This window comes from uncultured Methylophaga sp. (assembly GCF_947259025.1).
In the GTDB taxonomy this organism is placed as follows: Bacteria; Pseudomonadota; Gammaproteobacteria; order Nitrosococcales; family Methylophagaceae; genus Methylophaga.
In genome coordinates, this window is the sequence record NZ_CAMYKO010000001.1 from 188338 (window position 1) to 212625 (window position 24288).

Consider the following 24288-nt stretch of genomic DNA (forward strand, 5'->3'; position numbering starts at 1 on the left):
GTTCCGGCGCGTCAGTTAAGTTTTTTTGCATAGAGCTTCATAAGCCAACACGGTATAATGAACTGTTAACAACAAATCATTATTTTTCGGTTTTTAAGATTTATGTCAGCCAAAACGCTATACGACAAACTCTGGGAACAGCACGTTGTCCGCACGGATGACGACGGCACGGCTTTGCTTTATATCGATCGCCACCTGGTTCATGAGGTGACCTCGCCACAGGCTTTTGAGGGCCTGCGCCTGGCGCATCGCCTGCCGCACCGGCTGAACTCGATCCTGGCAACCCCCGATCACAATGTCCCGACCTCTGACCGTGACAAAGGCATCGCTGATCCGGTCTCACGTCTGCAGGTAGAAACCCTGGATAAAAACTGCCATGAATTCGGCATTACCGAGTTTGGGCTGGAAGACGTACGTCAGGGTATCGTGCATGTGGTTGGCCCTGAACAGGGCGCAACCCTGCCCGGTATGACCGTGGTCTGTGGTGACTCGCACACTTCGACACATGGTGCGTTCGGTGCACTGGCATTCGGTATCGGCACCTCTGAAGTCGAACATGTGATGGCAACCCAATGCCTGATTCAGCGTAAATCCAAAAATATGCAGGTGCGGGTGGAAGGTCAGGTCAATCCTGGTATCACCGCCAAAGATATTGTGCTCGCCATTATCGGTGAAATCGGTACTGCCGGCGGCACTGGCTATGCTATCGAATTTGCCGGCGAAGCCATTCAGGCTTTGAGCATGGAAGGCCGAATGACAGTCTGTAATATGACCATTGAAGCTGGCGCCCGCGCCGGTATGATTGCCGTCGATAACACCACGATTGATTACCTGGGCCAGCGACCATTCGCACCACAGGGTGAGAACTGGGACAAAGCCGTAGCTGCCTGGCAAGAACTGCATTCTGATGACGGCGCACACTTCGATAAAGTCGTGGTGCTGAAAGCTGAAGATATTAAACCGCAGGTGACCTGGGGCACCTCACCGGAAATGGTAGTACCGGTCACTGCCAGCGTGCCGGATCCGGTTGCCGAGTCCGATACGGTAAAACGCAATGGCATGCAAAAGGCACTCAAATATATGGGCCTCAATGCCAACCAGGCTATTACTGATATTCAGCTGGATCGTGTGTTTATTGGTTCCTGCACCAACTCGCGGATTGAAGATCTACGGGAGGCCGCCGCGGCTATCAAAGGTGGCAAAGTCTCGGCCAGTGTAAAGCAGGCGATGGTGGTGCCCGGTTCCGGCCTGGTCAAACAACAGGCCGAGCAGGAAGGCCTCGACAAGGTCTTTATTGAAGCCGGTTTTGAATGGCGTGAACCCGGTTGCTCCATGTGTCTGGCGATGAATGCGGATCGACTGGAGGCCGGCGAGCACTGTGCTTCGACCTCTAACCGCAACTTTGAAGGTCGTCAGGGTCAGGGAGGCCGAACCCACCTGGTCAGCCCTGCGATGGCCGCAGCAGCAGCGATCGCCGGTCACTTTGTTGATATCACACACAGCCCATGACCGATTTCGCCGCCGCGCAAACCGAACTCAAGACCCTGCGCGACTTTCTGCGCTGGACCACATCCCGCTTCATTGAAGCGGGATTGTTTTATGGCCACGGCAATGAGGATGCGTTTAATGAAGCCTCGCAGTTGGTGCTGAGCAGCCTTCATCTTCCCGTTACCGAGTTGCCTGACGTATTTCTTGATGCGCGCCTCAGCAAAGATGAGAAAACTTGCCTGCTCGATTTGATCCGCAAGCGCATTGAGCAGCGTATTCCCCTACCCTACCTGACAAATGAAGCCTGGTTTGCCGGTCTGCCGTTTTTTGTAGATGAGCGGGTCTTGATTCCCCGCTCGCCCTTTGCCGAGTTGATAGACAGCCAGTTTCAGCCCTGGCTGCCACAGCCGGAAAAAGTGCATAAGGTGCTGGACTTATGCACCGGTAGTGGCTGTATTGCCATTGCGCTGGCGTTGGCCTTTGACGCCAAAGTCGATGCCGTTGATATCAGTGAGGATGCTTTGGCAGTCGCTGATATCAATATCAAAATGCATAATCTGGAGAACCAGGTCAGCACCCTCGCATCAGACTGCTGGCAGGCGCTGGAGCCCAAGCAGCAATATGATTTGATTGTCAGTAACCCGCCTTATGTCGGCGCTGATGAGATGGCTTTACTGCCGGATGAATACCGGCATGAACCGGCCTCGGCACTGGAAGCGGAAGATAATGGCCTGGCCCTTGTTGAAAAAATCCTGCTCCGGGCAGCCGATTACCTCAGCCATGACGGTTTATTGTTTGTCGAGGTGGGCAACAGCGATCTGGCGGTGGACGAAAAATGGCCGGAGATGGCCTTTACCTGGCTCGACCTGGATTTGGGCGGTCATGGCATATTCATGCTGGATCGGGCGCAGTGCCTGGAATTCCAGAAGCTTTACGGCGGCGACTAGACCGACTCTTTTTCTTCCTGATAGCTGATAATGCAGTCTCTGCCAGCCATCTTGGCCTGGTACATGGCCTTATCGGCGCGTTCAAACAGGCTGTTGAGATTATCGTAGCGGTAATTGTCGCGGTCGAGTTCAGCAATGCCCACACTGACCGAAATGGGGATCCCTGCCGGCTTGAGTTTACGCAGTCTTTCCAGCATCCGGTCCATCAGGCCGTTGGCATCAGCCAGATCACAGTCAGGCAGAATAAAGACCAGCTCATCACCGGCCCAGCGGGCAATCATATCGACATCACGCAGATGCCGTTTCAGCCAGGCACCCAGCTCTGCCAACAAGCTGTCCCCGATCTGGAAACCATGCTCTTCATTGATCTGCTTCATATGATCAATGTCCATCACCGCCAGCGTTAGAGGACGATCAAAACGATAAGCTTCGCTGAAATACTTGCCGGCAAATTCTCGTAAAGCGTGACGATTGAACAGACCTGAAGTCTCATCCAGCATCGCCAGACTGTAGAGCGATTTCTGCTGGGTTCTCAGTTCTCTCAGCGTCTGATAGCTGGTGACATGGTTGAAGACACGCTGGCGCAGCTCTTCCCGCACGATAGGCTTGGAAACATAGTCGTTGACGCCCAAATGAAATAATTCGATCTTGCGCGACATATTGTCAAAGCCGGAGGTCGCAATGATAGGAACGTTGCCATATTCTCCGTAAGCGCGGCGGATCTTGCGTACCAGGGTGATGCCGCTCATGATACCTTCCAGCATAATATCGGTAATCACCAGATCATAATCACCGCCCTGGAACGCCTCCCAGGCACTTTCTGCGTAGTTATAGGCATCGACATCCAGTCCCATATCGGTGAGCAGGTCAATGACGATGGTCTGTAACACCCGGGAGTCTTCAATGAACAACACGCGGCCAGCCAGTTGACGTGTTTCACGCTGACTCAGTCGATCAAGATAGGTTTCCATCTCGAGCAGATCATTTTTGCTGAAAATATCGGTGGCACCGGCCAGCAAGGCCTGTTTGAGTAGCTTGGAATTATCCTGCTCGGTTAGCACCAGCAGGGTGGCGAACTCATAGCCGCTGAGTGCACGTAGCTGGCTGCTGAATTCACTGCTGGCGTAGTCTTTCAGATTATCAGCACAACACACCAGGCGATAGCGGGTCTGGGCTGCCTTGTCCAAACCATCAGAGCCGGTAAAAGCCATCTCGACTTCAAATCCGGCTGCGGTCAGTAATTCCTTTAGCTGCTCGCAAAAATAATTGGAGCTGTCTACCACCAGCGCGTTTAACATGCTGTGCTTACCTGCTGCTTGTCCATTTACTTATCAGGAAACGTTACCATTATTTGAACTGCGTCGCGAGTAAATGACGGGTGAAGCTGCTGCGCAGGTAAAAGCCCTTGGGGTTAATCAGGCTGGACTCCCCCTCGTCACTCAATGACTTGGCCATGATCCGGCTGTGGGCAGCCTTGGGACGGATTTGCAGATACTCGCCCTCCCGGGCAGAGATTTCCGCCTGCTCTCCCAATACCACGCGGTCCATTAACTCTTCCCAGTCCTGCTGCAACTGTCTCTCCTGCTCGGCATCAGGCTGCCAGATCCAGCCCAGCCCGACATAGCGATCGGCCAGCGGAATGGCGGCATCGGCTTCCACCGGTAACCAGAGTACCCGCGACAGCTTGCGCCGAACCCAGCTATCCTGCCATTGCAGGCTACCGGATTCAGTCAACGATACCGTGCACACATAAGTGGATTCTTTCGGCTCACCACGGGCATTGAGTGGCAATGTTTTCAGTTCGATCGCAAGATCGGTAAAGTCCGGCTCGGCCTGGTTGCCGGCATCGGCGCCCAGATAGGCCTCCAGTAACTGCCCCACCCAGCCTTTATGCCGCTGCAGATTCTCCGGCACTGTCTGCCCCATATCAGAAGCCACCTGGCCCAGCGTTCTCCCTGCCAAAAGCTGACAGCGCGCGAGTAATTCTGCTTCGGTTTCAGGGGCTTTGATCGTATTCATGGTTATTTCCAAATTCTCATAACAGGCCCGGACATGGTACGCTAGCGTCCTTTATTGAGCCCGAAGCGAGGAGCTGTGAAAGCCTTATCCATCAACAACCTGAGCAAGACCTACCGCAATGGCCTGCAGGCACTGAAACAGGTGAGCCTGGATGTCAAACAGGGGGACTTCTTTGCTCTGCTGGGTCCCAACGGTGCCGGTAAATCCACCACCATTGGTGTGATTACCTCTCTCATCACCAAAACCTCAGGCACCGTCAAGGTGTTCGATACCGATCTGGATGACGATCCGGAGACCGCCAAGGGCTATATTGGCCTGGTGCCGCAGGAGTTCAACTTCAACGGTTTTGAACAGGTCAAACATATCCTCATCACTCAAGCTGGTTATTATGGCATGCCCGCTGCCGAGGCAGAACCACGCGCTGATGAACTGCTCAAGCAACTGGGGCTGTGGGAAAAGCGCCATACCCCGTCACGCTCATTGTCTGGCGGTATGAAACGCCGGCTGATGATTGCCCGTGCTCTGGTGCATAATCCCAAGCTGCTGATCCTTGACGAACCCACCGCCGGCGTCGATATCGAGTTGCGCCGTTCCATGTGGGTATTCCTGCGTCAGATCAATGCTGCCGGCACCACGATTATCCTGACCACCCACTACCTGGAAGAAGCCGAGAGCCTTTGCCGCAATATTGCGATCATCGACAAGGGCGAGATTATCGAGAACACCGATATGAAATCGCTGCTCAACCGCCTGGATAAGGAAGCCTTTGTTCTCGATTTGAAATATCCGCTGATGGACAACGTCAATCTCGATGGCCTCGCTTATGAGCGTATCGATGACACCACGATTGAAATCGAGATCAGCCGCGGCGAGTCGCTCAACAGCGTATTTGAACTGCTCAGCAACCACGGCGTTGAAATCGTCAGTATGAAAAACAAAGTCAATCGACTGGAGGAACTGTTCTTGAACCTGGTTGAAACCTCGGAGCAAAGCGCATGAACCGGAGCCGTCAACAACGCCATTGGGTCGCCTTTTCCACGCTGGTCACCCGCGAAGTCAGGCGCTTTTTCCGAATCTGGCCGCAGACGATTCTGCCACCGGCCATCACCATGACGCTGTATTTCATTATTTTCGGCAACCTGATTGGCAGCCGTATCGGCGAAATGGGCGGCTTCAGCTACATGGAATATATCGTGCCCGGCATTATCATGATGTCGGTAATCAATAATGCTTATTCCAATGTGGCCTCTTCGTTTTTCAGCGCCAAATTCCAGAACCATATTGAAGAACTGATCGTCTCACCGATTCCCAATTACCTGATCCTGGCCGGGTATGTCGCTGGAGGCACGGCGCGGGGCCTGTGTGTCGGTGTTATCGTGACGCTGGTATCGCTGTTTTTCACCCATCTGCCGATAGAACATATTTTTATCACCATCAGCATGGTGATATTGAGCGCTGTATTGTTTGCCATCGGCGGTTTTATTAATGCGGTTTATGCCCGCAGTTTTGATGAAATCGCGATCATTCCGACCTTCATCCTGACCCCGCTGACCTACCTGGGCGGCGTGTTCTACTCCATCAGCCTGCTGCCTGACTTCTGGCAGAACGTGTCGATGCTGAACCCTATCCTCTATATGGTGAACGCTTTCCGTTTCGGCATGCTGGGCGTGTCGGATATTCCGGTGGTGTTTGCGTTCGGGATTATTCTGCTGTTTATCGCCGCATTAACGGCTTATGCCCTGTATTTACTCAATAAAGGAACCGGGCTCAGGAACTGACTTAAACCACAGAGGCACAGAGTTCACAGAGATTTTTTGCCTGTCAGAGATGCTGACGGCGGTGGAAGCTATGGCGAGGTTACCCCGTGGATGCGAGGCAACCAGCTAACATTATTGTTTTCTCTGTGCCCTCTGTGCCTCTGTGGTTAAAATCCAATTAATCAACCAGCGCCAGCGCTTCTTTGAGCGTATGAATGCCCGCTCCGGGTAAATGGGCATTTTCACTGAGGTGCCGACGCCAGCGGCGGGCACCGGGCACGCCCTGGAACACGCCCAGCAGGTGGCGGGTGATGGATTTCAATGGCCGTCCCTCGCTCATGCGTTTTTCGATATAGGGCAGCATGGTCTCGATCACTTCCCGGCGTGACAATGCCGGCTCGTGTTTGCCGAAAATTGTCTTATCCGCCTCGGCCAGCAGATAAGGGTTGTGGTAAGCCGCTCGTCCCATCATCACACCATCAACATGCTGCAGGTGGTCAGTGGCTTCATCAAGCTCCTTGATACCGCCGTTAATATCGATATGCAGATGCGGGTAATCTTTTTTGACTTGATAGACGCGCTCATAGTTGAGCGGCGGAATGTCACGGTTTTCCTTGGGACTCAGGCCTTTCAGCCAGGCATTGCGGGCATGCAGAATAAAAATCTCGCAACCGGCTGCTGACACCTTGTCGAGAAAGTCGGTCAGAAACTCGTAACTGTCCTTGTCATCAATCCCTAAGCGGGTTTTGACGGTGACCGGAATGCCGACCTTGTTCTGCATCGCCGCCACGCTCTCAGCCACCAGCTCGGGTTCCGCCATCAGGCAGGCGCCGAAACGGCCGGACTGTACACGGTCACTGGGGCAGCCAACGTTGATGTTGATTTCCTGGTAGCCGGCATCCTCGCCCATGATGGCGCACTGAGCCATTTCATCCGGCTCACTGCCGCCCAGTTGCAAGGCCAGCGGATATTCAAACGCATCGTGGGCCAGAAACCGCTCACGGTCACCGTGGATCAGCGCACCGGTGGTGACCATTTCGGTGTACAGCAGGCACTCGCGCGAGATCAGTCGCAACAGATAACGACAGTCACGGTCGGTCCAGTCCATCATCGGTGCTACAGACAGGCGTCGGGCTTGTTGCAAATTCACGGCTGAGCTCATTCAAATATTGGTTTTTAAAACAGTCTATTATCTCAAATCGCTGGCGAAAAATCTTGCCGATCGCCACAATAAAAAACATGAACGTTATCCAGAGTGACGGCTTTAAGGTCGAGATCATACGCAGCAAAAGGCGCAAAACCATGGCGCTGGCGGTAGGCAATGGCACGGTGAAAGTGCGTATGCCGGCCAGGCTCGCTTTGCATCATGCCGAGCGTTTTGTTGAGCAAAAACAACACTGGATCAAAGCCAAGCTGGCACAGAATCCACCCATCGAAGATCGGCTTTACCGGGACGGCGAAACGCTGCCGTCTCTGGGAGACCTGCTGACATTAGATATCAGTCCGGGTCAGGGTAAAAACCGAATCTACCGCGATGGTGATACGTTATTCATTACCACGCGCCAGAAAACGCCTTCTCAAGCCGCATTACAGAAGCTGGTCACAGACTGGTACAAGCAACAGGCCGCGGATTATCTCATCCGCCGCTGCAATGCACTGGCTGAATCGAGTGGACTGCGGCCGGCATCAGTGGAAGTCAAAACCTACAAGGCACGCTGGGGCAGTTGCACCATCAGCGGTAAAGTACAGCTCAACTGGAAACTTGTGATGGCACCAACGGCGATTATTGATTACGTGATTATTCACGAGCTGTGCCACCTCGAGCAGCACAATCATTCCCCGGCTTTCTGGCAACTGGTTGGACAATTTGATCCAAACTTCACACAACACCGGGCATGGTTAAAAGCAAACGGACAGCAGTTACAACTGTAAATGTCTGATTCTGCAGATGTCTCAGGCTTGAAAAATTCGCTGTTTCGATTAATATGTCCCACTTCGGATAAGGAACGCTGCAACAGGGCCTCCCCTGCTAGGCTTATCCCACGTTATTTTCATTAACGGCGTTCATTATTAACAGGTAACTGGTAGTAATGAGCACTGTCCCACCCTACGCTTGTCACTATCATTACCTTGCCTGAAATGTAATGAGGAAAGCTGGCTATGAGTAGTAACTATCTTTTCACTTCTGAATCCGTATCAGAAGGTCATCCGGATAAAGTCGCTGATCAGATATCTGACGCCATTCTGGACGAGATCCTGCGTCAGGATCCCAAGGCACGGGTTGCCTGCGAAACCCTGATCAAAACCGGTGCCGCGATTATTGCCGGTGAAATCACCACCTCGGCCTGGGTCGATCTGGAAGACGTGGTGCGTAAAACCATCACCGATATCGGCTATGACAGCTCTGATGTCGGCTTTGACGGCCAGACCTGTGCCGTGATGTCCCTGATTGGCAAACAATCCTCCGATATCGCCATGGGCGTGGATCGTGAAACCGAGGAAAACCAGGGTGCCGGTGACCAGGGCCTGATGTTTGGCTATGCCAGCAATGAAACCGATGTGTTGATGCCCGCCCCCATCACCTATGCCCACCGTCTGGTGAAAAGACAGGCACATATCCGTAAATCCGGCGAACTGGGCTGGTTGCGTCCTGATGCGAAAAGCCAGGTCACCTTTGCCTACGATAACGGCAAGCCGGTCGGCATCGATGCCGTCGTGCTCTCAACCCAGCACAGCCCGGATATCAGCCAAACCGATCTGCAGGAAGCGGTGATGGAACACATCATCAAACCGGTGCTGCCGGCCGATTGGCTGACGCCGAAAACCAAGATCCACATCAACCCGACCGGCCAGTTCATCATTGGCGGTCCGGTGGGCGATGCAGGTCTGACCGGCCGTAAAATCATTGTCGATACTTATGGCGGTATGGCCCGTCATGGTGGCGGTGCTTTCTCCGGCAAGGACCCGTCCAAAGTCGATCGCAGTGCTGCCTATGCCGGCCGTTATGTGGCCAAAAACATCGTTGCCGCCGGTCTCGCCGACCGCTGCGAAATCCAGGTGTCTTATGCCATCGGTGTCGCCGAGCCGACCTCAATCAGTGTGGAAACCTTCGGTACCGGCAAAATTTCGCAGGAAAGACTGGAATTGCTGGTCCGCGAACACTTTGATCTGCGCCCGGTCGGCCTGCTGAAAATGCTGGATTTGATCAAACCCATTTACCAACCCACTGCCGCCTACGGCCACTTCGGTCGTGAAGATGCCGGGTTCAGCTGGGAAAAAACCGATATGGCAGACATTTTACGTGATGCCGCCGGTCTTAAATAATTAAGGAATTGTCATGGAATCTGTTATCGAAAACCTGAACCCCGACTACAAAGTCGCCGATATCTCGCTGGCCAAATGGGGCCACCAGGAAATCAAGATTGCCGAGAGCGAAATGCCCGGCCTGATGGCGTTGCGCGAAGAATATAAAGATCAGGCCCCTCTGAAAGGCGCCCGCATCGCCGGCTGCTTACATATGACCATTCAGACAGCCGTGCTGATTGAAACGCTGGTTGAACTGGGCGCCGAAGTGCGCTGGTCATCGTGCAATATTTTCTCTACCCAGGATCACGCTGCCGCTGCGATTGCGGATCAGGAAATTCCGGTGTTTGCCTGGAAAGGTGAAACTGAAGAAGAAGCCGAATGGTGTATCGAGCAGACCATTATCGGCCCCAACGGCTGGCGTCCGAATATGATTCTGGATGACGGCGGCGATCTGACGCTGATGATGCACGAAAAGTATCCAGAGCTTCTGGATGACGTCAAAGGCCTGTCGGAAGAAACCACCACCGGTGTCCACCGCCTTTATGAAATGATGAAAGCCGGCAAGCTCAAAGTACCCGCCATTAACGTCAACGATTCGGTCACCAAGTCCAAGTTCGACAACCTGTATGGTTGCCGTGAATCTTTGCTGGATGGCATCAAGCGTGCCACTGACGTCATGATCGCCGGTAAAATCTGCGTGGTTTTGGGTTACGGCGACGTCGGCAAGGGCTGTGCCCAGGCATTCCGTGGCATGGGCGCCACCGTGCTGGTGACTGAAATCGATCCGATTTGTGCGCTGCAGGCGAGCATGGAAGGCTACCGCATCGTCACCATGGAAGAAGCCGCGGCTGTTGCTGATATCTTTGTCACCGCCACCGGTAACGTCAATGTGATCAATCACGACCATATGGCAGCGATGAAAAACGAAGCCATCGTCTGCAATATCGGTCACTTTGATAATGAAATTGATGTCGCTTCATTGCGTGACTATGAGTGGGAAAACATCAAGCCGCAGGTTGATCATGTGATTTTCCCCGACGGCAAGCGCATTATCATGCTGGCTGAAGGCCGCCTGGTGAACCTGGGCTGTGCCACCGGTCACCCGAGCTTTGTGATGTCAGCATCGTTCACCAACCAGGTGATGGCGCAAATCGAGCTCTGGCACCACAGTGACGACTACGACAACAAAGTCTACGTCCTGCCGAAGAAACTGGACGAAAAAGTCGCCCAGCTTCACCTGGGCCGCATCGGTGCCAACCTGACCACACTGTCACAGGAACAGGCCAACTACCTGGGTCTGGATCAGCAAGGTCCGTTCAAACCAGAGCATTATCGCTATTAATGCTGCTGCCTCATCCCGGCCTCAAACACAGGCCGGGGTGAAGTTCGGCAGACCCTGAGTTAATATGGGCTGATTTATTCGGCCCATTTTTTTAGCCAAGACAACAACATGTCCAGAAACCTGACTATCAGCTGCGAATTTTTCCCGCCTAAAACCGACAAGGGCATCAGCAATATGCGCCGGGTGCGGGAAAACCTGCAGCCCCTTGCTCCTGAATTTTATTCCGTAACCTTTGGTGCCGGCGGCTCCACCCAGGACAACACCATGGAAGCGGTGATTGAAATCCAGCAAAGCCAACCGCAAACCGGTATCGATGCTGCGCCGCATTTATCCTGTGTGGGTTCTAATGCCGAGCGCTTACGCGAAATGCTGGCCACCTATAAAGACAACAATATTCGACGCATTGTCGCCTTGCGCGGTGATTTACCGTCTGGCATGCGCGATCCGGGTGATTTCCGTTATGCCAACGAACTGGTCTCATTTATCCGCGCCGAGACCGGTGACTATTTCAATATTGAAGTCGCCGCCTACCCGGAAGTGCATCCCCAGGCACAAACCGCTGAATTTGATCTGGATAATTTCAAACGTAAAGTCGATGCCGGTGCTGACAGTGCCATCACGCAGTATTTCTACAACATTGATGCCTATCGTTTTTTTCTGGATCGCTGTGAGAAAAAAGGCATTGATATCCCGGTGATTCCCGGCATTATGCCGATTAACAACTTTGCGCAACTGGCCCGTTTTTCAGCCAGTTGCGGTGCTGAAATCCCGCGCTGGCTGCGTAAACGGCTGGAAGAGTTTTACGATGATACCGAGTCGATGAAAGCCTTTACCCTCGACTTTCTGACCGAGTTCACCCAGCAGCTTATCGAACTGGATGTGCCGGGGCTGCATTTCTACACCATGAACAAAACCGAACCGACGCTGACCATCTGTCAGCGACTCAATCTGGTAGAGAGCTGATAACGACAGGCGGGGATACTGAGCAATGGACTACTTTGCTACCTCTTTCGCCGCCGCCTTCAGCCTGATCGTCAATCTCGATCCGGAGATCATGCGCATTGTCATGACCTCGGTAGTGATTTCCCTCGCCGCGTCACTGATAGCCGCGGTACTGGCGATCCCGGCGGGCGTAGCCATGGCGCTGCATCGCTTTCCGGGTAAACGATTTATCCAGCATCTGCTTAATACCCTGATGGCGATGCCTACCGTCGTCATCGGTCTTTTGCTCTATGGCATGTTCAGCCGTCAGGGCCCGCTGGGAGACTGGGGCCTGCTGTTCACGCCCTATGCCATTATTATTGCCGAGGCGATTCTGATCTTCCCGATCATGATGAATCTGACCATTACCGCCGTTAACTCGGCCGATCCGCGGCTGGTCACCACCCTGCAGAGCCTGGGAGCCCGGACTTTGCCGATGATGCAGCAGGTGATCCGCGCCACCCGGCTGGCGATCCTGGCCGGCATTATTACCGGTTTCGGCCGCGCCATCGGTGAGGTCGGTGCCGCCATGATGCTGGGTGGCAATATCGCCGGCTACACCCGCACCATGACCACCGCCATCGCCCTGGAAACCAGCAAGGGCGAGTTTGAACTGGGGCTGGCCTTGGGCATGGTCTTACTGATTATCGCCTTTGTGCTCAATTTCACCCTGTCGGCATTAAATCGGAGCAAAGCATGACGCCGGTCTATCAGCTTCAGGATATCCAGATGCGCTTTGCGGATACCGAGGCGCTCAATATTGAGTCGCTGGTGTTGCCGGCTAATCAGAGCACCGCCTTATTGGGCGAAAACGGTGCCGGTAAATCCACCCTGATGCATCTGCTCGCGTTTATCAGCCGGCCGCAACATGGTCATATCTCTCTGGGCAATCAGCTTATCAGTGACAAACCCAGCGCCGCCCAGCGACGCCGTATCGGTTTTGTCAGCCAACAACCCTATCTGCTGCCGGGCACCGTTCGCGATAACCTCAGGCTGGCACTCAAGCTGCAGCAGATCCCCAAAGCCACTTATGGCGATCTGATTGAGCAGGCTTTAGCATTGGTGAACCTCACAAACCAGGCCGATCAGGACGCCGCCACCCTGTCGGGCGGCGAGCTGAAACGTGCCGCGATTGCCCGTGCCATTGCCTATCAGCCTGATATTCTGCTGTTGGATGAACCGTTTTCCCATCTGGATCAGCGTCATATCCGTCAATTGGAACAGACCATAACCCAGTTTGCCGCAGAGCAGGATAAGACTGTCATCTTCTCCACCCACGATCGGCTGCAGGCGATGGCGATTGCCGACCATTCCATAAGCCTGGTGGGTGGCCGTGTTACCGCGGCACCGCTGTTGAACCTCTACCACGGTCAATGCCGGGAGCTGTTATTCCACACCGGCAGGATTATCATCCATGTGGCTGATGATGCATCGCAGGCCCGCCATATTGCGATTGACCCCAGTCAGATCATTATTTCCGATCAGCCGCTGCACCACAGCAGCATGCTCAACCGCTTTCAGGGGCGGCTGGTACAGATCGCGGAGGAATCGGGCCATGTCCGTCTGCTGGTCGACTGCGGTGAACTATTCCATGCCATCATCACGCCGACCTCGCTGCAACGCCTGTCTTTGCATCTTGGCGACACAGTCTGGCTGCATTTCAAGGCCAGCGCTGTCAGTGTGTTTTAGGACTGGCTGCAAACGGATTTATCTCACAGAAGATTTTGCCCGGATCCTGTAGGCAATGGCATAACACTTGCGGTAACATAAAGTCATGGTCTCAACATCACTCCAAGAACATTTGTGAAACCCACTTTACAGCTACGTGTAGGCCAAAGCCTGTCGATGACACCGCAGCTGCAGCAAGCCATCCGCTTACTGCAGCTTTCCTCACTGGAATTGCAGGCTGAAATCCAGGAAGCACTGGAAACCAACCCGCTGCTGGACGTCGAAGAAGACTACGATTACGACGAAAACAACAGCCAGCGTAAAGAAGACGATCAGGCCAGCCGCGATATCAGCCAACTGGAAAACCAGGACATCCCTGAAGATCTGCCAGTCGATACCAAGTGGGAAGACATGTACGACAACCAGCATGTTTCCAGCATCGGCAGCGCACCGATGGGCGACAGCGATATGGAGCGCGATAATCAGGACGAAAGCGGTGATACGCTGCAGCAGCACCTGCTGTGGCAAATGCGTTTAACCCACTTCACCGAGGCCGAAGAAGCCATCGCCACCACCATCATCGATTCAGTGGAAGACGACGGCTATCTCAAAACCACGCTGGAAGACATCCAGCAGAGCCTGGGCGAGGAGTTCGCCGACACCGAACTGGATGAAATTGAAACCGTATTGCACCGGATCCAGCATTTTGACCCGGTCGGTGTGGCCGCCCGTGATTTACGCGAATGCCTCCTGATCCAGTTGCGCGTCTATGAGGCCAACGGCCTGCCGCATATGGACCAGTTGCGTGAACTGGTCGACAAGCACCTCGACACGCTTGCCAAACGCGACTACGCGCAGATAAAACGGGCACTCAAAGTGTCTGATGATGAGCTGACCGATCTGGTGCGCTCCATCCAACTGCTCAATCCCCGTCCCGGTAGCCTGATTCAAACCAATAATACCGAATATATTGTGCCCGACGTCTATGCACGTCGTTTTAAAGGCCAATGGCAACTGTCACTCAACCCGGACAATGCACCGCGGCTGCAGATTGCTGAACATTATGCGCAGTTGATCAACCGCGCCGATAACAGTGCTGAAAACACCTACCTGAAAAATAATCTGCAGGAAGCGCGCTGGTTCCTGAAAAGTCTGCAAAGCCGCAATGAAACGCTGCTGCGGGTCACCGAGGCCATCATTGAACGGCAGAAAGATTTTCTCGACCACGGCGAAGAAGCGATGAAACCGCTGGTGCTGGCGGATATTGCCGAAGCGGTGGAAATGCATGAATCCACCATTTCCCGCGTCACCACCCGCAAATACCTGCATACACCACGTGGTATTTTCGAGCTGAAGTATTTCTTTTCCAGCCATGTCAGCACTGACGCCGGCGGTGAATGTTCAGCCACGGCGATACGCGCTATCATCAAGAAACTGGTGGCCGCGGAAAACCCGCGCAAGCCGCTGAGCGACAGTAAGATCGCCGATATCCTGGGAGAACAGGGCATCAATGTCGCTCGCCGAACAATTGCAAAGTATCGTGAAACGTTGGCGATTGCGCCTTCGAATGAGCGAAAAAGACTGGTCTGAACCAGTCATCACCACTCTAGAGGAGTCTTATTTATGCAATTAAATTTAAGCGGACAACACGTCGATATCACTGACAGCCTGCGTGATCACGTCAATAAAAAATTCGAAAAACTGACTCGTCATTTCGATAACATGACCAATGTCCACGTCATCCTCTCTGTCGAGAAACAGCGCCAGAAAGCGGAAGCCACCGTTCACGTCAGCGGCGCCGATTTGTTCGCCTCTGATGAGCACGAGAATATGTACAGTGCGATTGAGAGTCTGGTTGCCAAACTGGATCGCCAGATCATCAAGCACAAAGATAAAATCACTGACCACCATCAGGCAGTCGGTGCCGAAATGAAGCATCGAGTCAATTAAACCACGGGATTTTCTATGCTTATTGCCGCTTTATTGGTTAATAAAGACAGCATCAGTTTTCATGATCCGGCTTCCAGCAAAAAAAAGGTGCTGGAAAATCTGAGTCAGAAACTGGCTGCCAACACGAACGCGACAACAGCAGAGAAAATATTCCAGGTACTGTTGGAGCGTGAGCGCCTCGGCAGTACCGGTCTGGGCAAGGGCGTGGCGATTCCCCACGCCCGGGTGCCCGGGCTGACCCACACCGTCGCCGCCATGCTCACGCTGGCGACACCGGTGCCATTCGAAGCTGCCGACAACCAGCCCATTGATATTGCCTTTGCCCTGCTGGTGCCGGAAGAAGATACCGACAACCATCTGCAGCATCTGTCACGACTGGTCACCCTGTTTCGCGATCCTGATATCTGCGAACGCATCCGCCAGGCCCGTGACAGCGAAGCCATTTTTGAACTGCTGCTTTCCATAGACGACGATTGAATCATGTCTGCTCACTCTGAACCTCAGCCCCGCCACGGCGTGATGGTATGCATTCACGGTCAGGGCGTTTTGATCACCGGAGAAGCCGCCATCGGTAAAAGCAGCCTGGCCTTAGCACTGATCGCTGACGGCCATCAACTGGTGGCTGATGATGTGATTGAGGTCAGTGACAGTGAGGACAGTCTGTTCGGGCACTGCCCCAATATGCTCAAGGGGCTCCTGCACACCCGCGAACTGGGCACGATTGATATTGAAAAACTGTTTGGCGTCAGCGCCTGGGTGGAATCTGCCCCGCTGCAGTGTGTCGTTGAACTCAGCAATGCGCCCATCCCCGCTGATATTGAAGGTCAGCAACTGACCACCACTATCATGCAGCGCAGTCTGCCGTTGCTGAAATTGTCTCCCAACAACCCGGCCAGCGTGATGACGCGTTTGCTGACCTGGCTTAAAATGCAGCAGCACGACAGCGCCGGCCTCAAACTCAAGCGCAGGCAACAGGCGCAGATGCCGTCCTGAGTGCGACTTTGTTGTTTAGCACAGCCAGTTGCTGCAAGGTCTCGGGCCTCGGCCAGGTCAGGGCCTTTGTTGCCTGCAGGCCGGATATCCATTACATTCAAAGCCGTCAGCAGACTGGCGCAGCCCCATTGTTAATTGCCCACAGCGATAGCTGTTTTAACAGAGAGCAAAAATGACCGTAGGCATCTTACTGGTATCACACAATCATATCGGCACCGAGCTCATCAATACGGCAAAGCAGATGTTGTCCTGCTGCCCCTTGCCCACCAAGGTGCTGTCTATCGCTTCCCGCGATAACCCCGACCACATCAGGCTGGAAATGGACGAGGATCTGCAGAAACTCGACCAGGGTCAGGGGATATTGATCCTCACCGATATGTTCGGTTCCACCCCCAGTAATATCGCCTGCGCCGTGTCTGACCGCAGCGATATCCGTGTGGTCTCAGGCCTCAACCTGCCGATGCTGATACGGGTGCTTAATTATCCGACCCTCAATCTTGAAGAGCTGGAGGTCAAAGCCTTAAGCGGTGGCCAGGAAGGCGTGGTCCGCTGTCATCACTCAGGATATTCGAGTAAATGATGGAACAAACCTACACAATCATTAACAAACTGGGCCTGCATGCGCGTGCTGCCGCCAAATTCGTCACGACGGCGTCTGATTATCAGGCCGAAATCAGTGTCTGCCGCGATGGCCGCACGGTCAATGGCAAAAGTATTATGGGTGTGATGATGCTGGCCGCCGCCAAAGGCACGGATATCACGGTCATCGCAGAAGGCGATGATGCTGAAGCTGCTTTAAGCGCTATCGGTGCTTTGATCAATGACTATTTCGGGGAAGGCGAATGACCCTTGAACTGCAGGGAATCGGGGTTTCCCGTGGTATCGCCATGGGCCGCGCCCATATTCTGTTCCACAACCAACCTGACGTTCGCGAATACCTGATCCCGGCCTTTGCCATTGAGCAGGAAGTGGATCGCTTTCTCGACGCGATTGAACAGGCCAAGGAGCAGCTAAAATCGATCCGCAATCATATTCCGGCCAACGCACCGGCTGATGTCAGTGCCTTCATTGATACCCACCTGTTGATGCTGGGCGATTCCTCGCTCAACAAAGTGCCGGTCGATATGATCCGCCAGCGCCGCTGTAATGCCGAGTGGGCGCTGCAACTGCAGCGTGATGCGCTGATTAATGTGTTTAACGAGATGGATGACCCCTACCTGCGCACCCGCCGGGATGATGTCGATCATGTCGTTAATCGCATCCACCGCATTCTCACCGATCAGGAAGTGGCTGATCACGAGATCCCCGACGGTCGCCTCAAGGGTCATATTATCATCGCCGAGGATCTGACCCCGGCCGATACCGTGCTGATGCAACATCAGGGTATTGTCGGTTTTGTCACCGAGCATGGCGGTGCCACCTCGCATACCACTATCCTCGCCCGTAGCCTGGGCATTCCGGCGATTGTCGGCGTTGAGTCGGTGCGCCGTTATGTGCAGGACAATGAGCCGCTGATCGTTGATGGTGAGAGCGGCATCATGCTGCTGGGCGCCGATGAAACCACCCAGGAAGAATACGAATCGCGGCTGATTGCCTTCCGCGAGCACATTTCATCGCTAAGCAAATACAAATCCCAGCCCACCAAAACCCGCGATGGTAAATCCATCACCCTGCTGGCCAACGCTGAATTGCCCGATGATTTATCCACCATCAGTGCCGCCGGTGCCCAGGGCATTGGGCTCTACCGGACCGAGTTTTTATATATGAACCGGCTGGCACCCCCGGAAGAGGAAGAGCAGATCGCTGCTTACCGGGATGTGGTGGAAGGCATGGACGGCCAGCCCGTCACCATCCGTACCTTTGACCTCGGTGCCGATAAAACCGTCGATGGCGGCCGCCATCTGAACCAGACCGTAGTCACCAACCCGGCGTTGGGCCTGCGTGCGATTCGCCTGTGTCTGAGCCAGCCCAATATGTTCCGTACCCAGCTCAGGGCGATTCTGCGCGCCTCCTGTTACGGCAAAATCAAGATCATGTTCCCGATGATATCTACCATGCATGAACTGCTGCAGGCACGGCATATCCTGGAACAGTGCAAGCACGAACTGGACAAGGAACACCTCGAGTACGACCGTCATATCGAGATTGGTGCCATGATCGAAATTCCGGCCAGTGCGGTTTGCGCCGAGATGTTCGCACGTCATGTCGACTTTCTGTCCATCGGCACCAACGACCTGATTCAGTACACGCTGGCGATCGACCGTATCGATGATCACGTCAACTATCTCTACGACCCGCTGCATCCGGCAGTGCTGCGACTCATCCACACTACCCTGCAGGCAGGCAAGAAGCACAAGGTCGATGTCTCGATGTGTGGTGAGATGGCCGGTGATCCGCGTTATACCCGGCTACTGCTGGCGATGGGGCTGGAAAATTTCAGTATGCATCCCAATGCGCTGCTGGAGGTCAAACAGGTCATCAACGAGACAGAACTGAGCCAGTTGCCCGCCAATACCCTGGAAATCATGAATTCCAGCGACCCGCTCGAGGCGGACATGCTGCTGGAACAGATTAACGGTCCCGACCATTAAAGCGACAGCTTTGCCGTCATCAATGCCCGATTAAACGCCGCTGGCGCTATTCAGCCGGCGGCAAGCAGGCTAAAATAGCGGCCGAGAGATGGATCCGAATCACCGCCGCCGTTGAGACCTGGATATGTCAGAGCTGGACCAAGAGCACACCCTCAATCAGTCAATCGATACGCTCGCCGATGCCCTGCAAAGCGGCCGCTTTGTACGCATGCGCCGTTTGCTGGCCAGTCTGCATCCGGCAGAAACCGCTCATCTGCTCGAATCCCTGCCGCCTAATGAACGTAAGGTCTGCTGGCCGCTGATTAACCCTGATCTGCGCGGTGATGTCCTCTCCTACATGGGTGAGGAAGTCCGTACCGATCTGATGACGGAAATGGACACCGCCGATCTGATCAACGCCACTGAAGATCTGGATACCGACGATGTCGCCGACATCCTCCAGGATCTGCCTGATCACATCGTGCATGAAGTGCTGCGGGCGATGGATATCCAGCACCGGCGCCGGGTTGAAGCCGTGCTCGGTTATGAAGAGGACACCGCCGGTGGTCTGATGAACACCGACGTCATCACCGTGCGCACTGATATCACCCTGGAAGTGGTGTTGCGCTACCTGCGCATGCTGGGTGAGCTACCGGAAAATACCGATAGTCTTTACGTCGTCGATCACAACGATCATTATCTCGGCACCCTGCGTCTGTCACAGGTGGTCAGCCGCAGCCGCGCTTTGCTGGTCAGTGAGGTCATGTCGCATCAGGTTGATCCGATTCCGGCGAACATGTCCGATCGCGATGTGGCCCGCCGCTTCGAAAAACACGATCTGATTTCAGCGCCAGTCATCGATAAGGATCATCACCTGCTGGGTCGTATTACAATCGATGACGTGGTCGACGTTATCCGTGATGATGCCGAACATTCGATGCTGAGTATGGCCGGTCTGGGTGAAGACGAAGATACCTTTGCTCCGGTCAAACGCAGTGTTCACCGCCGTTCGGTATGGCTGGGGGTGAACCTGCTCACCGCGTTTCTGGCCGCTTGGGTGATTGGTCTGTTTGAAACCACCATCGAAAAACAGGTCGCTTTGGCCATCCTGATGCCGATCGTCGCCAGCATGGGCGGTATTGCCGGCAGCCAGACCCTGACCCTGGTCATTCGTTCCATGGCGCTGGGTCAGCTCAATGATAAAAACCAGGGCTGGCTGCTGCGCAAGGAAATGCTGGTCGGTGCCAGCAACGGCGTGATCTGGGCTGCCACTATCGCGATTGTAACCGTGATCTGGTTTAATAACGTGGCTCTTGGGGTGCTGATTGGCACCGCCATTATTATTAATCTGATTGCTGCCGCCCTCGCTGGTGTGACCATCCCGCTGGCACTCAAACGTGTAGGCATTGATCCGGCGCTATCAGGTAGCGTGCTGCTGACCACGGTGACCGATGTCATCGGCTTTATGGCCTTCCTCGGCTTTGCCACGCTGTTTATCGTTTAATTCGAGATTGTTATGTCTGGTAATACTTTTGGAAAACTGTTCACCGTCACCAGCTTTGGCGAGAGCCACGGCCCGGCTATCGGCTGCATCGTAGACGGCTGCCCGCCTGGGCTGGAGCTCAGCGAAGCCGATCTGCAAAACGATCTGGATCGCCGCAAGCCAGGCAAAACCCGTTTTGTCACTCAGCGAAAAGAGACCGATGAAGTCAAAATCCTGTCCGGTGTGTTTGAAGGCAAAACCACCGGCACCCCGATTGGCATGATGATCGAAAACGTCGATCAGCGCTCCAAAGACTATGGCAACATCATGAATCAGTTTCGCCCGGCCCATGCGGACTATACCTATTACCAGAAATATGGGGTTCGTGATTATCGTGGTGGTGGCCGCTCTTCAGCACGCGAGACCGCAATGCGGGTGGCGGCAGGGGGGATTGCCAAGAAATACCTGCGCCAGCGCTATGGCATTGAAATTCAGGGTTACCTTTCACAACTGGGCCCGGTCCAGGTTGAAAAACTGGACTGGGACCACCTGGAACAAAGCGCCTTCTTTTGTCCCGACCCGGATAAAGAGCAGGCGCTGGAAGACTATATGAAGTCATTGAAGGGTGACTCGATTGGCGCCCGTATCAACGTCGTCGCCCGCCATGTGCCACCCGGCCTGGGCGAGCCGATTTTTGACCGCATCGATGCTGATATCGCCCATGCGATGATGAGCATCAATGCCGTCAAAGGCGTGGAAATCGGTGCCGGTTTCGACTCAATCACCCAGAAAGGCACGGAACACCGTGACGAAATGAGCCCGGAAGGCTTCCTCAGCAATAATGCCGGCGGCACGCTGGGTGGTATCACCAGTGGCCAGGATCTGCTGGTGTCGATGGCACTGAAACCCACATCCAGCCTTAGCATTCCGGGTCGCAGCATCGACAGGGAAGGCAACCCGATTGAAGTCGTCACTAAAGGTCGTCATGACCCCTGCGTCGGCATTCGTGCCACACCGATTGCCGAAGCCATGCTGGCCCTGGTGCTGATGGATCATGTCCTGCGCCACCGCGCTCAGAATATGGATGTGGAGACGGAAACGCCCATTATTCCGGCACAGAAACCCTAAGCCGCGGGCGTGCCTTTATCCCAACTTCCATACTGGCGCCTGTCGGGATTCTATTTCTTTTACTTCGCCTGTCTGGGCGTACTGGTGCCTTACTGGAGCCTCTACCTGCAATGGGAAGGCTTTTCTGCCAGCCAGATTGGTGAGCTGACCGCCATCCTGCTGGCCTCAAGGATCATTGCCCCCAATGTCTGGGGCTGGATTGCCGATCACAAAGGCCAGCGGCTGCGCATTGTAAGATTTGCCAGCTTTGCCGCAGTACTGGTCTTCACCGCTATCTTTATCGAGCAGTCCTATCTGTGGATTGCCGGCACTTTGCTGTTGTTCAGCTTTTTCTGGAATGCCTCACTGCCGCAATTTGAAGTGACCACGCTGCAGCACCTCGGTGACCATAGTCACCATTACAGCAAGGTGAGAGTCTGGGGCTCGATTGGGTTTATCGTGATTGTAATGAGCCTGGGCTGGCTGCTGGAATTCTTTGAGCCCAATATTGTACCGGTTGCTTTATTTCTGAGTGCGGCCGGGATCTGGCTGGTCAGCCTGACAGTGCCCGAATCAGCTTCCCGGCACATGACGCTGGAACATGTCTCACTCAAAACCCTGCTGAAACGCCCGGCGGTGATTGCTTTTCTGGTGATGTGTTTCCTGGCCCAGGCCAGTCACGGCCCCTACTACACCTTCTACACCATTTACCTGGAACAGTATGGCTACGGCCGCGGCCTGATAGGTCAGCTCTGGGCGCTCGGTGTTTTTGCCGAAGTGATTATCTTTTTGTTTATGCACCGCTGGCTGCCGCGTTTCGGTCTGCGTTATGTGATTCTCGCCAGCTTGCTGCTGAGCGCATTACGCTGGTTGTTGATTGCGCTGTTTCCAGAAAACCTGTCCGTTCTGATTGGCGCCCAGCTTTTACATGCCGCCAGCTATGGCACGTACCATGCTGCCGCCATTGCCTGGGTCCACCGCCACTTTACCGGTAAAACCCAGGGCCGCGGTCAGGCCCTATACAGTAGTGTGAGCTTTGGCGCCGGTGGTGCTTTGGGCAGCCTGCTCAGCGGTTATCTATGGCTGACACCGGGTCCGATGTGGACCTATATCCTGGCGGCAGCAGCTACGCTGATCGCCTTTTTCGTGTCCTGGGTCTGGCTCAAGGAAGACGACAGACACAGTAAACAGGTGGCATAAATACCTCTTTTTATGTAGTGTTTTAAGCTTCCCTTCACACCCGACAATACTTATACTAATGGGTTGAAAATTTAGCGACACTCAGACAGCAGACACGCCGTTGTCTCTTGACCAGGTGAAATCATGCATTTCTCGATTAAGAAAGGGTTGGATTTGCCGCTCTCCGGCAAACCAGAACAAACCATCGTGGACGGTAACCCCGTTAAAACGGTAGCAGTTTTAGGTAATGAATATGTGGGCATGCGGCCCACCATGCTGGTCGAGGAAGGCCAGCGGGTGAAACTGGGCGAGCCGCTGTTTGAGGATAAGAAAAATCCCGGCGTTTTGTTCACCGCGCCCGGTGCCGGCACTGTCAAAGCGATTAACCGTGGTGCCAAACGCGCTTTGCAGTCGGTGGTGATTGAACTCGACGGTGACGAAGAGAAAAGTTTCCAGCAATACAGCGCTGACAAGCTGGATACGCTGGACCGGCAAGCCATCCAGGATAACCTGGTCGACTCCGGCCTCTGGCTCTCCTTCCGCACCCGTCCCTACAGCCGTTCCCCGGCGCTTGATTCCACCCCGCATTCCATTTTTGTGACCGCCATCGACAGCAACCCGCTGGCCGCTGATCCCAGCGTCATCATTAACGAATACGCGGACGATTTTAAACACGGTCTGACCGTGCTCAGCCAGCTCACTGATGGCAAGGTGTTTGTCTGCCAGGCGGCCAATACTGCCCTGCCAGTCAGCCATCAAGATAATATTGAAGTGCATACTTTCTCAGGCCCGCACCCGTCAGGCTTGGCCGGCACTCATATCCACTACCTGGATCCGGTCGGTGCCGACAAAACGGTCTGGACCATCAACTATCAGGATGTGATTGCCATCGGCAAGCTTTTTACCAGTGGCCGCCTCTGGGTTGAGCGCATTATCAGTTTTGCCGGCCCGCTGGTAAATAAACCCCGCTTAATCCGCACCCGCCTCGGCGCCAGCACCGAAGATCTGGTATTCGGTGAGATTCAGAATGTCCAGGCACGGATTATTTCCGGCTCGGTTTTCCACGGGCACACCGCCAACAACTGGGCTGCCTACCTGGGCCGCTTCCATAATCAGCTCTCCGTCATTGCGGAAAGTGTCGAACGCGAATTGCTGGGCTGGATCCGCCCCGGTGGTAAAAACAAATTCTCGGCCCTGAATGTCTTCATTCACAGCCTGTTCCCGCAGAAAAAGGAACTGGCGCTGACCACATCGCAAAACGGCAGTCCCCGTGCCATGGTACCGGTCGGCGTATTCGAACGGGTGATGCCACTGGATATTCTGCCCACGCAACTGCTGCGGGCGCTGCTTGTCAAAGACACTGACTCAGCGCAGGCGCTGGGCTGTCTGGAGCTGGATGAAGAAGATCTGTCCCTGTGCTCCTTTGTCTGCTCCGGCAAGTACGACTATGGCCCGGCGCTGCGAACCAACCTGACACAAATTGAGAAAGAAGGATAAT

Annotated in this window: 24 protein-coding genes and 1 riboswitch; of the genes, 21 read left to right on the forward strand and 3 right to left on the reverse strand. The window is 54.3% G+C overall.

The features are described 5' to 3' along the window. Positions 1–102 precede the first annotated feature (102 nt). Together leuC and prmB are read left to right on the forward strand one after the other, a co-directional pair. Positions 103–1509, forward strand: a complete 1407-nt coding sequence (gene leuC / locus Q0X64_RS00925) for a 3-isopropylmalate dehydratase large subunit (protein ID WP_297807761.1) — start codon at positions 103–105, stop codon at positions 1507–1509. Next, on the forward strand, positions 1506–2435 hold the full coding sequence (gene prmB / locus Q0X64_RS00930) for a 50S ribosomal protein L3 N(5)-glutamine methyltransferase (RefSeq protein WP_297807764.1): 930 nt from the start codon (positions 1506–1508) through the stop codon (positions 2433–2435). The genes leuC and prmB overlap by 4 nt, the downstream gene beginning before the upstream one ends. Here the strand turns inward: prmB and Q0X64_RS00935 are convergent. Then, on the reverse strand, positions 2432–3733 hold the full coding sequence (locus Q0X64_RS00935) for a diguanylate cyclase (protein ID WP_297807766.1): 1302 nt from the start codon (positions 3731–3733) through the stop codon (positions 2432–2434). The two genes, prmB and Q0X64_RS00935, sit on opposite strands and share 4 nt — an antisense overlap. A gap of 49 nt (positions 3734–3782) precedes the next feature. Beyond that, a complete protein-coding gene (gene mutH / locus Q0X64_RS00940; protein ID WP_297807768.1) occupies positions 3783–4454 on the reverse strand; it encodes a DNA mismatch repair endonuclease MutH in 672 nt (223 codons plus the stop codon). A gap of 75 nt (positions 4455–4529) precedes the next feature. Here mutH and Q0X64_RS00945 point away from each other — a divergent pair, with 75 nt between their 5' ends. Both Q0X64_RS00945 and Q0X64_RS00950 read left to right on the forward strand, forming a co-directional pair. Continuing rightward, positions 4530–5453, forward strand: a complete 924-nt coding sequence (locus Q0X64_RS00945; RefSeq protein WP_297807770.1) for an ABC transporter ATP-binding protein — start codon at positions 4530–4532, stop codon at positions 5451–5453. After that, complete coding sequence (locus Q0X64_RS00950) at positions 5450–6232, forward strand: ABC transporter permease (RefSeq protein WP_297807773.1); 783 nt, start codon at positions 5450–5452, stop codon at positions 6230–6232. Before Q0X64_RS00945 ends, Q0X64_RS00950 begins: the two co-directional genes overlap by 4 nt. Before the next feature lie 157 nt (positions 6233–6389). Here Q0X64_RS00950 and dusA read toward each other — a convergent pair whose 3' ends face one another. Next, on the reverse strand, positions 6390–7373 hold the full coding sequence (gene dusA, locus Q0X64_RS00955) for a tRNA dihydrouridine(20/20a) synthase DusA (protein WP_297807776.1): 984 nt from the start codon (positions 7371–7373) through the stop codon (positions 6390–6392). Between the two features lie 77 nt (positions 7374–7450). Here dusA and Q0X64_RS00960 point away from each other — a divergent pair, with 77 nt between their 5' ends. From Q0X64_RS00960 to Q0X64_RS01040, 17 genes are all read left to right on the forward strand, one after another. Continuing rightward, positions 7451–8143 (forward strand): SprT family zinc-dependent metalloprotease, encoded by a 693-nt coding sequence (locus Q0X64_RS00960; RefSeq protein WP_297807780.1) that lies wholly within the window; start codon positions 7451–7453, stop codon positions 8141–8143. A gap of 63 nt (positions 8144–8206) precedes the next feature. After that, positions 8207–8284, forward strand: a riboswitch (S-adenosyl-L-homocysteine riboswitch). 87 nt (positions 8285–8371) lie between these two features. After that, a complete protein-coding gene (gene metK / locus Q0X64_RS00965; protein ID WP_297807783.1) occupies positions 8372–9535 on the forward strand; it encodes a methionine adenosyltransferase in 1164 nt (387 codons plus the stop codon). Positions 9536–9548: 13 nt separating this feature from the next. Then, complete coding sequence (gene ahcY, locus Q0X64_RS00970) at positions 9549–10859, forward strand: adenosylhomocysteinase (RefSeq protein ID WP_297807786.1); 1311 nt, start codon at positions 9549–9551, stop codon at positions 10857–10859. 108 nt (positions 10860–10967) lie between these two features. Beyond that, a complete protein-coding gene (metF, locus tag Q0X64_RS00975) occupies positions 10968–11822 on the forward strand; it encodes a methylenetetrahydrofolate reductase [NAD(P)H] (RefSeq protein WP_297807789.1) in 855 nt (284 codons plus the stop codon). A 25-nt stretch (positions 11823–11847) separates the two neighbouring features. Further along, complete coding sequence (locus tag Q0X64_RS00980; protein ID WP_297807791.1) at positions 11848–12540, forward strand: ABC transporter permease; 693 nt, start codon at positions 11848–11850, stop codon at positions 12538–12540. Next, on the forward strand, positions 12537–13529 hold the full coding sequence (locus tag Q0X64_RS00985) for an ATP-binding cassette domain-containing protein (protein ID WP_297807794.1): 993 nt from the start codon (positions 12537–12539) through the stop codon (positions 13527–13529). The genes Q0X64_RS00980 and Q0X64_RS00985 overlap by 4 nt, the downstream gene beginning before the upstream one ends. Before the next feature lie 114 nt (positions 13530–13643). Next, positions 13644–15098 (forward strand): RNA polymerase factor sigma-54, encoded by a 1455-nt coding sequence (locus tag Q0X64_RS00990; RefSeq protein ID WP_297807797.1) that lies wholly within the window; start codon positions 13644–13646, stop codon positions 15096–15098. A gap of 33 nt (positions 15099–15131) precedes the next feature. Continuing rightward, positions 15132–15458, forward strand: coding sequence for a ribosome-associated translation inhibitor RaiA (raiA, locus tag Q0X64_RS00995; protein ID WP_297807799.1), 327 nt, complete (start codon positions 15132–15134; stop codon positions 15456–15458). A 15-nt stretch (positions 15459–15473) separates the two neighbouring features. After that, on the forward strand, positions 15474–15935 hold the full coding sequence (locus Q0X64_RS01000; RefSeq protein ID WP_297807801.1) for a PTS sugar transporter subunit IIA: 462 nt from the start codon (positions 15474–15476) through the stop codon (positions 15933–15935). Between the two features lie 3 nt (positions 15936–15938). Beyond that, complete coding sequence (locus Q0X64_RS01005) at positions 15939–16451, forward strand: serine kinase (protein ID WP_297807804.1); 513 nt, start codon at positions 15939–15941, stop codon at positions 16449–16451. Positions 16452–16623: 172 nt separating this feature from the next. Further along, a complete protein-coding gene (locus Q0X64_RS01010; protein WP_297807807.1) occupies positions 16624–17031 on the forward strand; it encodes a PTS mannose transporter subunit IIA in 408 nt (135 codons plus the stop codon). Beyond that, entirely contained in the window at positions 17028–17297 is a 270-nt protein-coding gene (locus tag Q0X64_RS01015; protein ID WP_297807810.1) for an HPr family phosphocarrier protein, read from the forward strand. Before Q0X64_RS01010 ends, Q0X64_RS01015 begins: the two co-directional genes overlap by 4 nt. Next, the gene (gene ptsP / locus Q0X64_RS01020) at positions 17294–19042 is read left to right on the forward strand and encodes a phosphoenolpyruvate--protein phosphotransferase (protein WP_297807812.1); all 1749 of its coding nucleotides are present in this window, start codon (positions 17294–17296) and stop codon (positions 19040–19042) included. The genes Q0X64_RS01015 and ptsP overlap by 4 nt, the downstream gene beginning before the upstream one ends. A gap of 124 nt (positions 19043–19166) precedes the next feature. Next, complete coding sequence (gene mgtE, locus Q0X64_RS01025) at positions 19167–20525, forward strand: magnesium transporter (protein ID WP_297807814.1); 1359 nt, start codon at positions 19167–19169, stop codon at positions 20523–20525. Positions 20526–20537: 12 nt separating this feature from the next. Then, positions 20538–21632 carry a chorismate synthase gene (aroC, locus tag Q0X64_RS01030; RefSeq protein WP_297807817.1) on the forward strand — a complete coding sequence of 365 codons (1095 nt, stop codon included), beginning with the start codon at positions 20538–20540 and terminating at the stop codon, positions 21630–21632. Between the two features lie 9 nt (positions 21633–21641). Then, positions 21642–22811: an MFS transporter gene (locus tag Q0X64_RS01035; RefSeq protein ID WP_297807820.1), complete on the forward strand. Its 1170-nt coding sequence runs from the start codon at positions 21642–21644 to the stop codon at positions 22809–22811. Between the two features lie 123 nt (positions 22812–22934). Beyond that, on the forward strand, positions 22935–24287 hold the full coding sequence (locus Q0X64_RS01040; protein ID WP_297807823.1) for a Na(+)-translocating NADH-quinone reductase subunit A: 1353 nt from the start codon (positions 22935–22937) through the stop codon (positions 24285–24287). The last annotated feature ends 1 nt before the right edge of the window (position 24288 follow it).

Excerpts from the sequence above, each read along its gene's own strand:
- leuC (WP_297807761.1), top strand. The coding sequence starts at position 103 with ATGTCAGCCAAAACGCTATACGACAAACTCTGGGAACAGCACGTTGTC.
- prmB (WP_297807764.1), top strand. The coding sequence starts at position 1,506 with ATGACCGATTTCGCCGCCGCGCAAACCGAACTCAAGACCCTGCGCGAC.
- Q0X64_RS00935 (WP_297807766.1), bottom strand. The coding sequence starts at position 3,733 with ATGTTAAACGCGCTGGTGGTAGACAGCTCCAATTATTTTTGCGAGCAG.
- mutH (WP_297807768.1), bottom strand. The coding sequence starts at position 4,454 with ATGAATACGATCAAAGCCCCTGAAACCGAAGCAGAATTACTCGCGCGC.
- Q0X64_RS00950 (WP_297807773.1), top strand. The coding sequence starts at position 5,450 with ATGAACCGGAGCCGTCAACAACGCCATTGGGTCGCCTTTTCCACGCTG.
- dusA (WP_297807776.1), bottom strand. The coding sequence starts at position 7,373 with ATGAGCTCAGCCGTGAATTTGCAACAAGCCCGACGCCTGTCTGTAGCA.
- Q0X64_RS00960 (WP_297807780.1), top strand. The coding sequence starts at position 7,451 with ATGAACGTTATCCAGAGTGACGGCTTTAAGGTCGAGATCATACGCAGC.
- metK (WP_297807783.1), top strand. The coding sequence starts at position 8,372 with ATGAGTAGTAACTATCTTTTCACTTCTGAATCCGTATCAGAAGGTCAT.
- ahcY (WP_297807786.1), top strand. The coding sequence starts at position 9,549 with ATGGAATCTGTTATCGAAAACCTGAACCCCGACTACAAAGTCGCCGAT.
- metF (WP_297807789.1), top strand. The coding sequence starts at position 10,968 with ATGTCCAGAAACCTGACTATCAGCTGCGAATTTTTCCCGCCTAAAACC.
- Q0X64_RS00980 (WP_297807791.1), top strand. The coding sequence starts at position 11,848 with ATGGACTACTTTGCTACCTCTTTCGCCGCCGCCTTCAGCCTGATCGTC.
- Q0X64_RS00985 (WP_297807794.1), top strand. The coding sequence starts at position 12,537 with ATGACGCCGGTCTATCAGCTTCAGGATATCCAGATGCGCTTTGCGGAT.
- raiA (WP_297807799.1), top strand. The coding sequence starts at position 15,132 with ATGCAATTAAATTTAAGCGGACAACACGTCGATATCACTGACAGCCTG.
- Q0X64_RS01000 (WP_297807801.1), top strand. The coding sequence starts at position 15,474 with ATGCTTATTGCCGCTTTATTGGTTAATAAAGACAGCATCAGTTTTCAT.
- Q0X64_RS01005 (WP_297807804.1), top strand. The coding sequence starts at position 15,939 with ATGTCTGCTCACTCTGAACCTCAGCCCCGCCACGGCGTGATGGTATGC.
- Q0X64_RS01010 (WP_297807807.1), top strand. The coding sequence starts at position 16,624 with ATGACCGTAGGCATCTTACTGGTATCACACAATCATATCGGCACCGAG.
- Q0X64_RS01015 (WP_297807810.1), top strand. The coding sequence starts at position 17,028 with ATGATGGAACAAACCTACACAATCATTAACAAACTGGGCCTGCATGCG.
- ptsP (WP_297807812.1), top strand. The coding sequence starts at position 17,294 with ATGACCCTTGAACTGCAGGGAATCGGGGTTTCCCGTGGTATCGCCATG.
- mgtE (WP_297807814.1), top strand. The coding sequence starts at position 19,167 with ATGTCAGAGCTGGACCAAGAGCACACCCTCAATCAGTCAATCGATACG.
- aroC (WP_297807817.1), top strand. The coding sequence starts at position 20,538 with ATGTCTGGTAATACTTTTGGAAAACTGTTCACCGTCACCAGCTTTGGC.
- Q0X64_RS01040 (WP_297807823.1), top strand. The coding sequence starts at position 22,935 with ATGCATTTCTCGATTAAGAAAGGGTTGGATTTGCCGCTCTCCGGCAAA.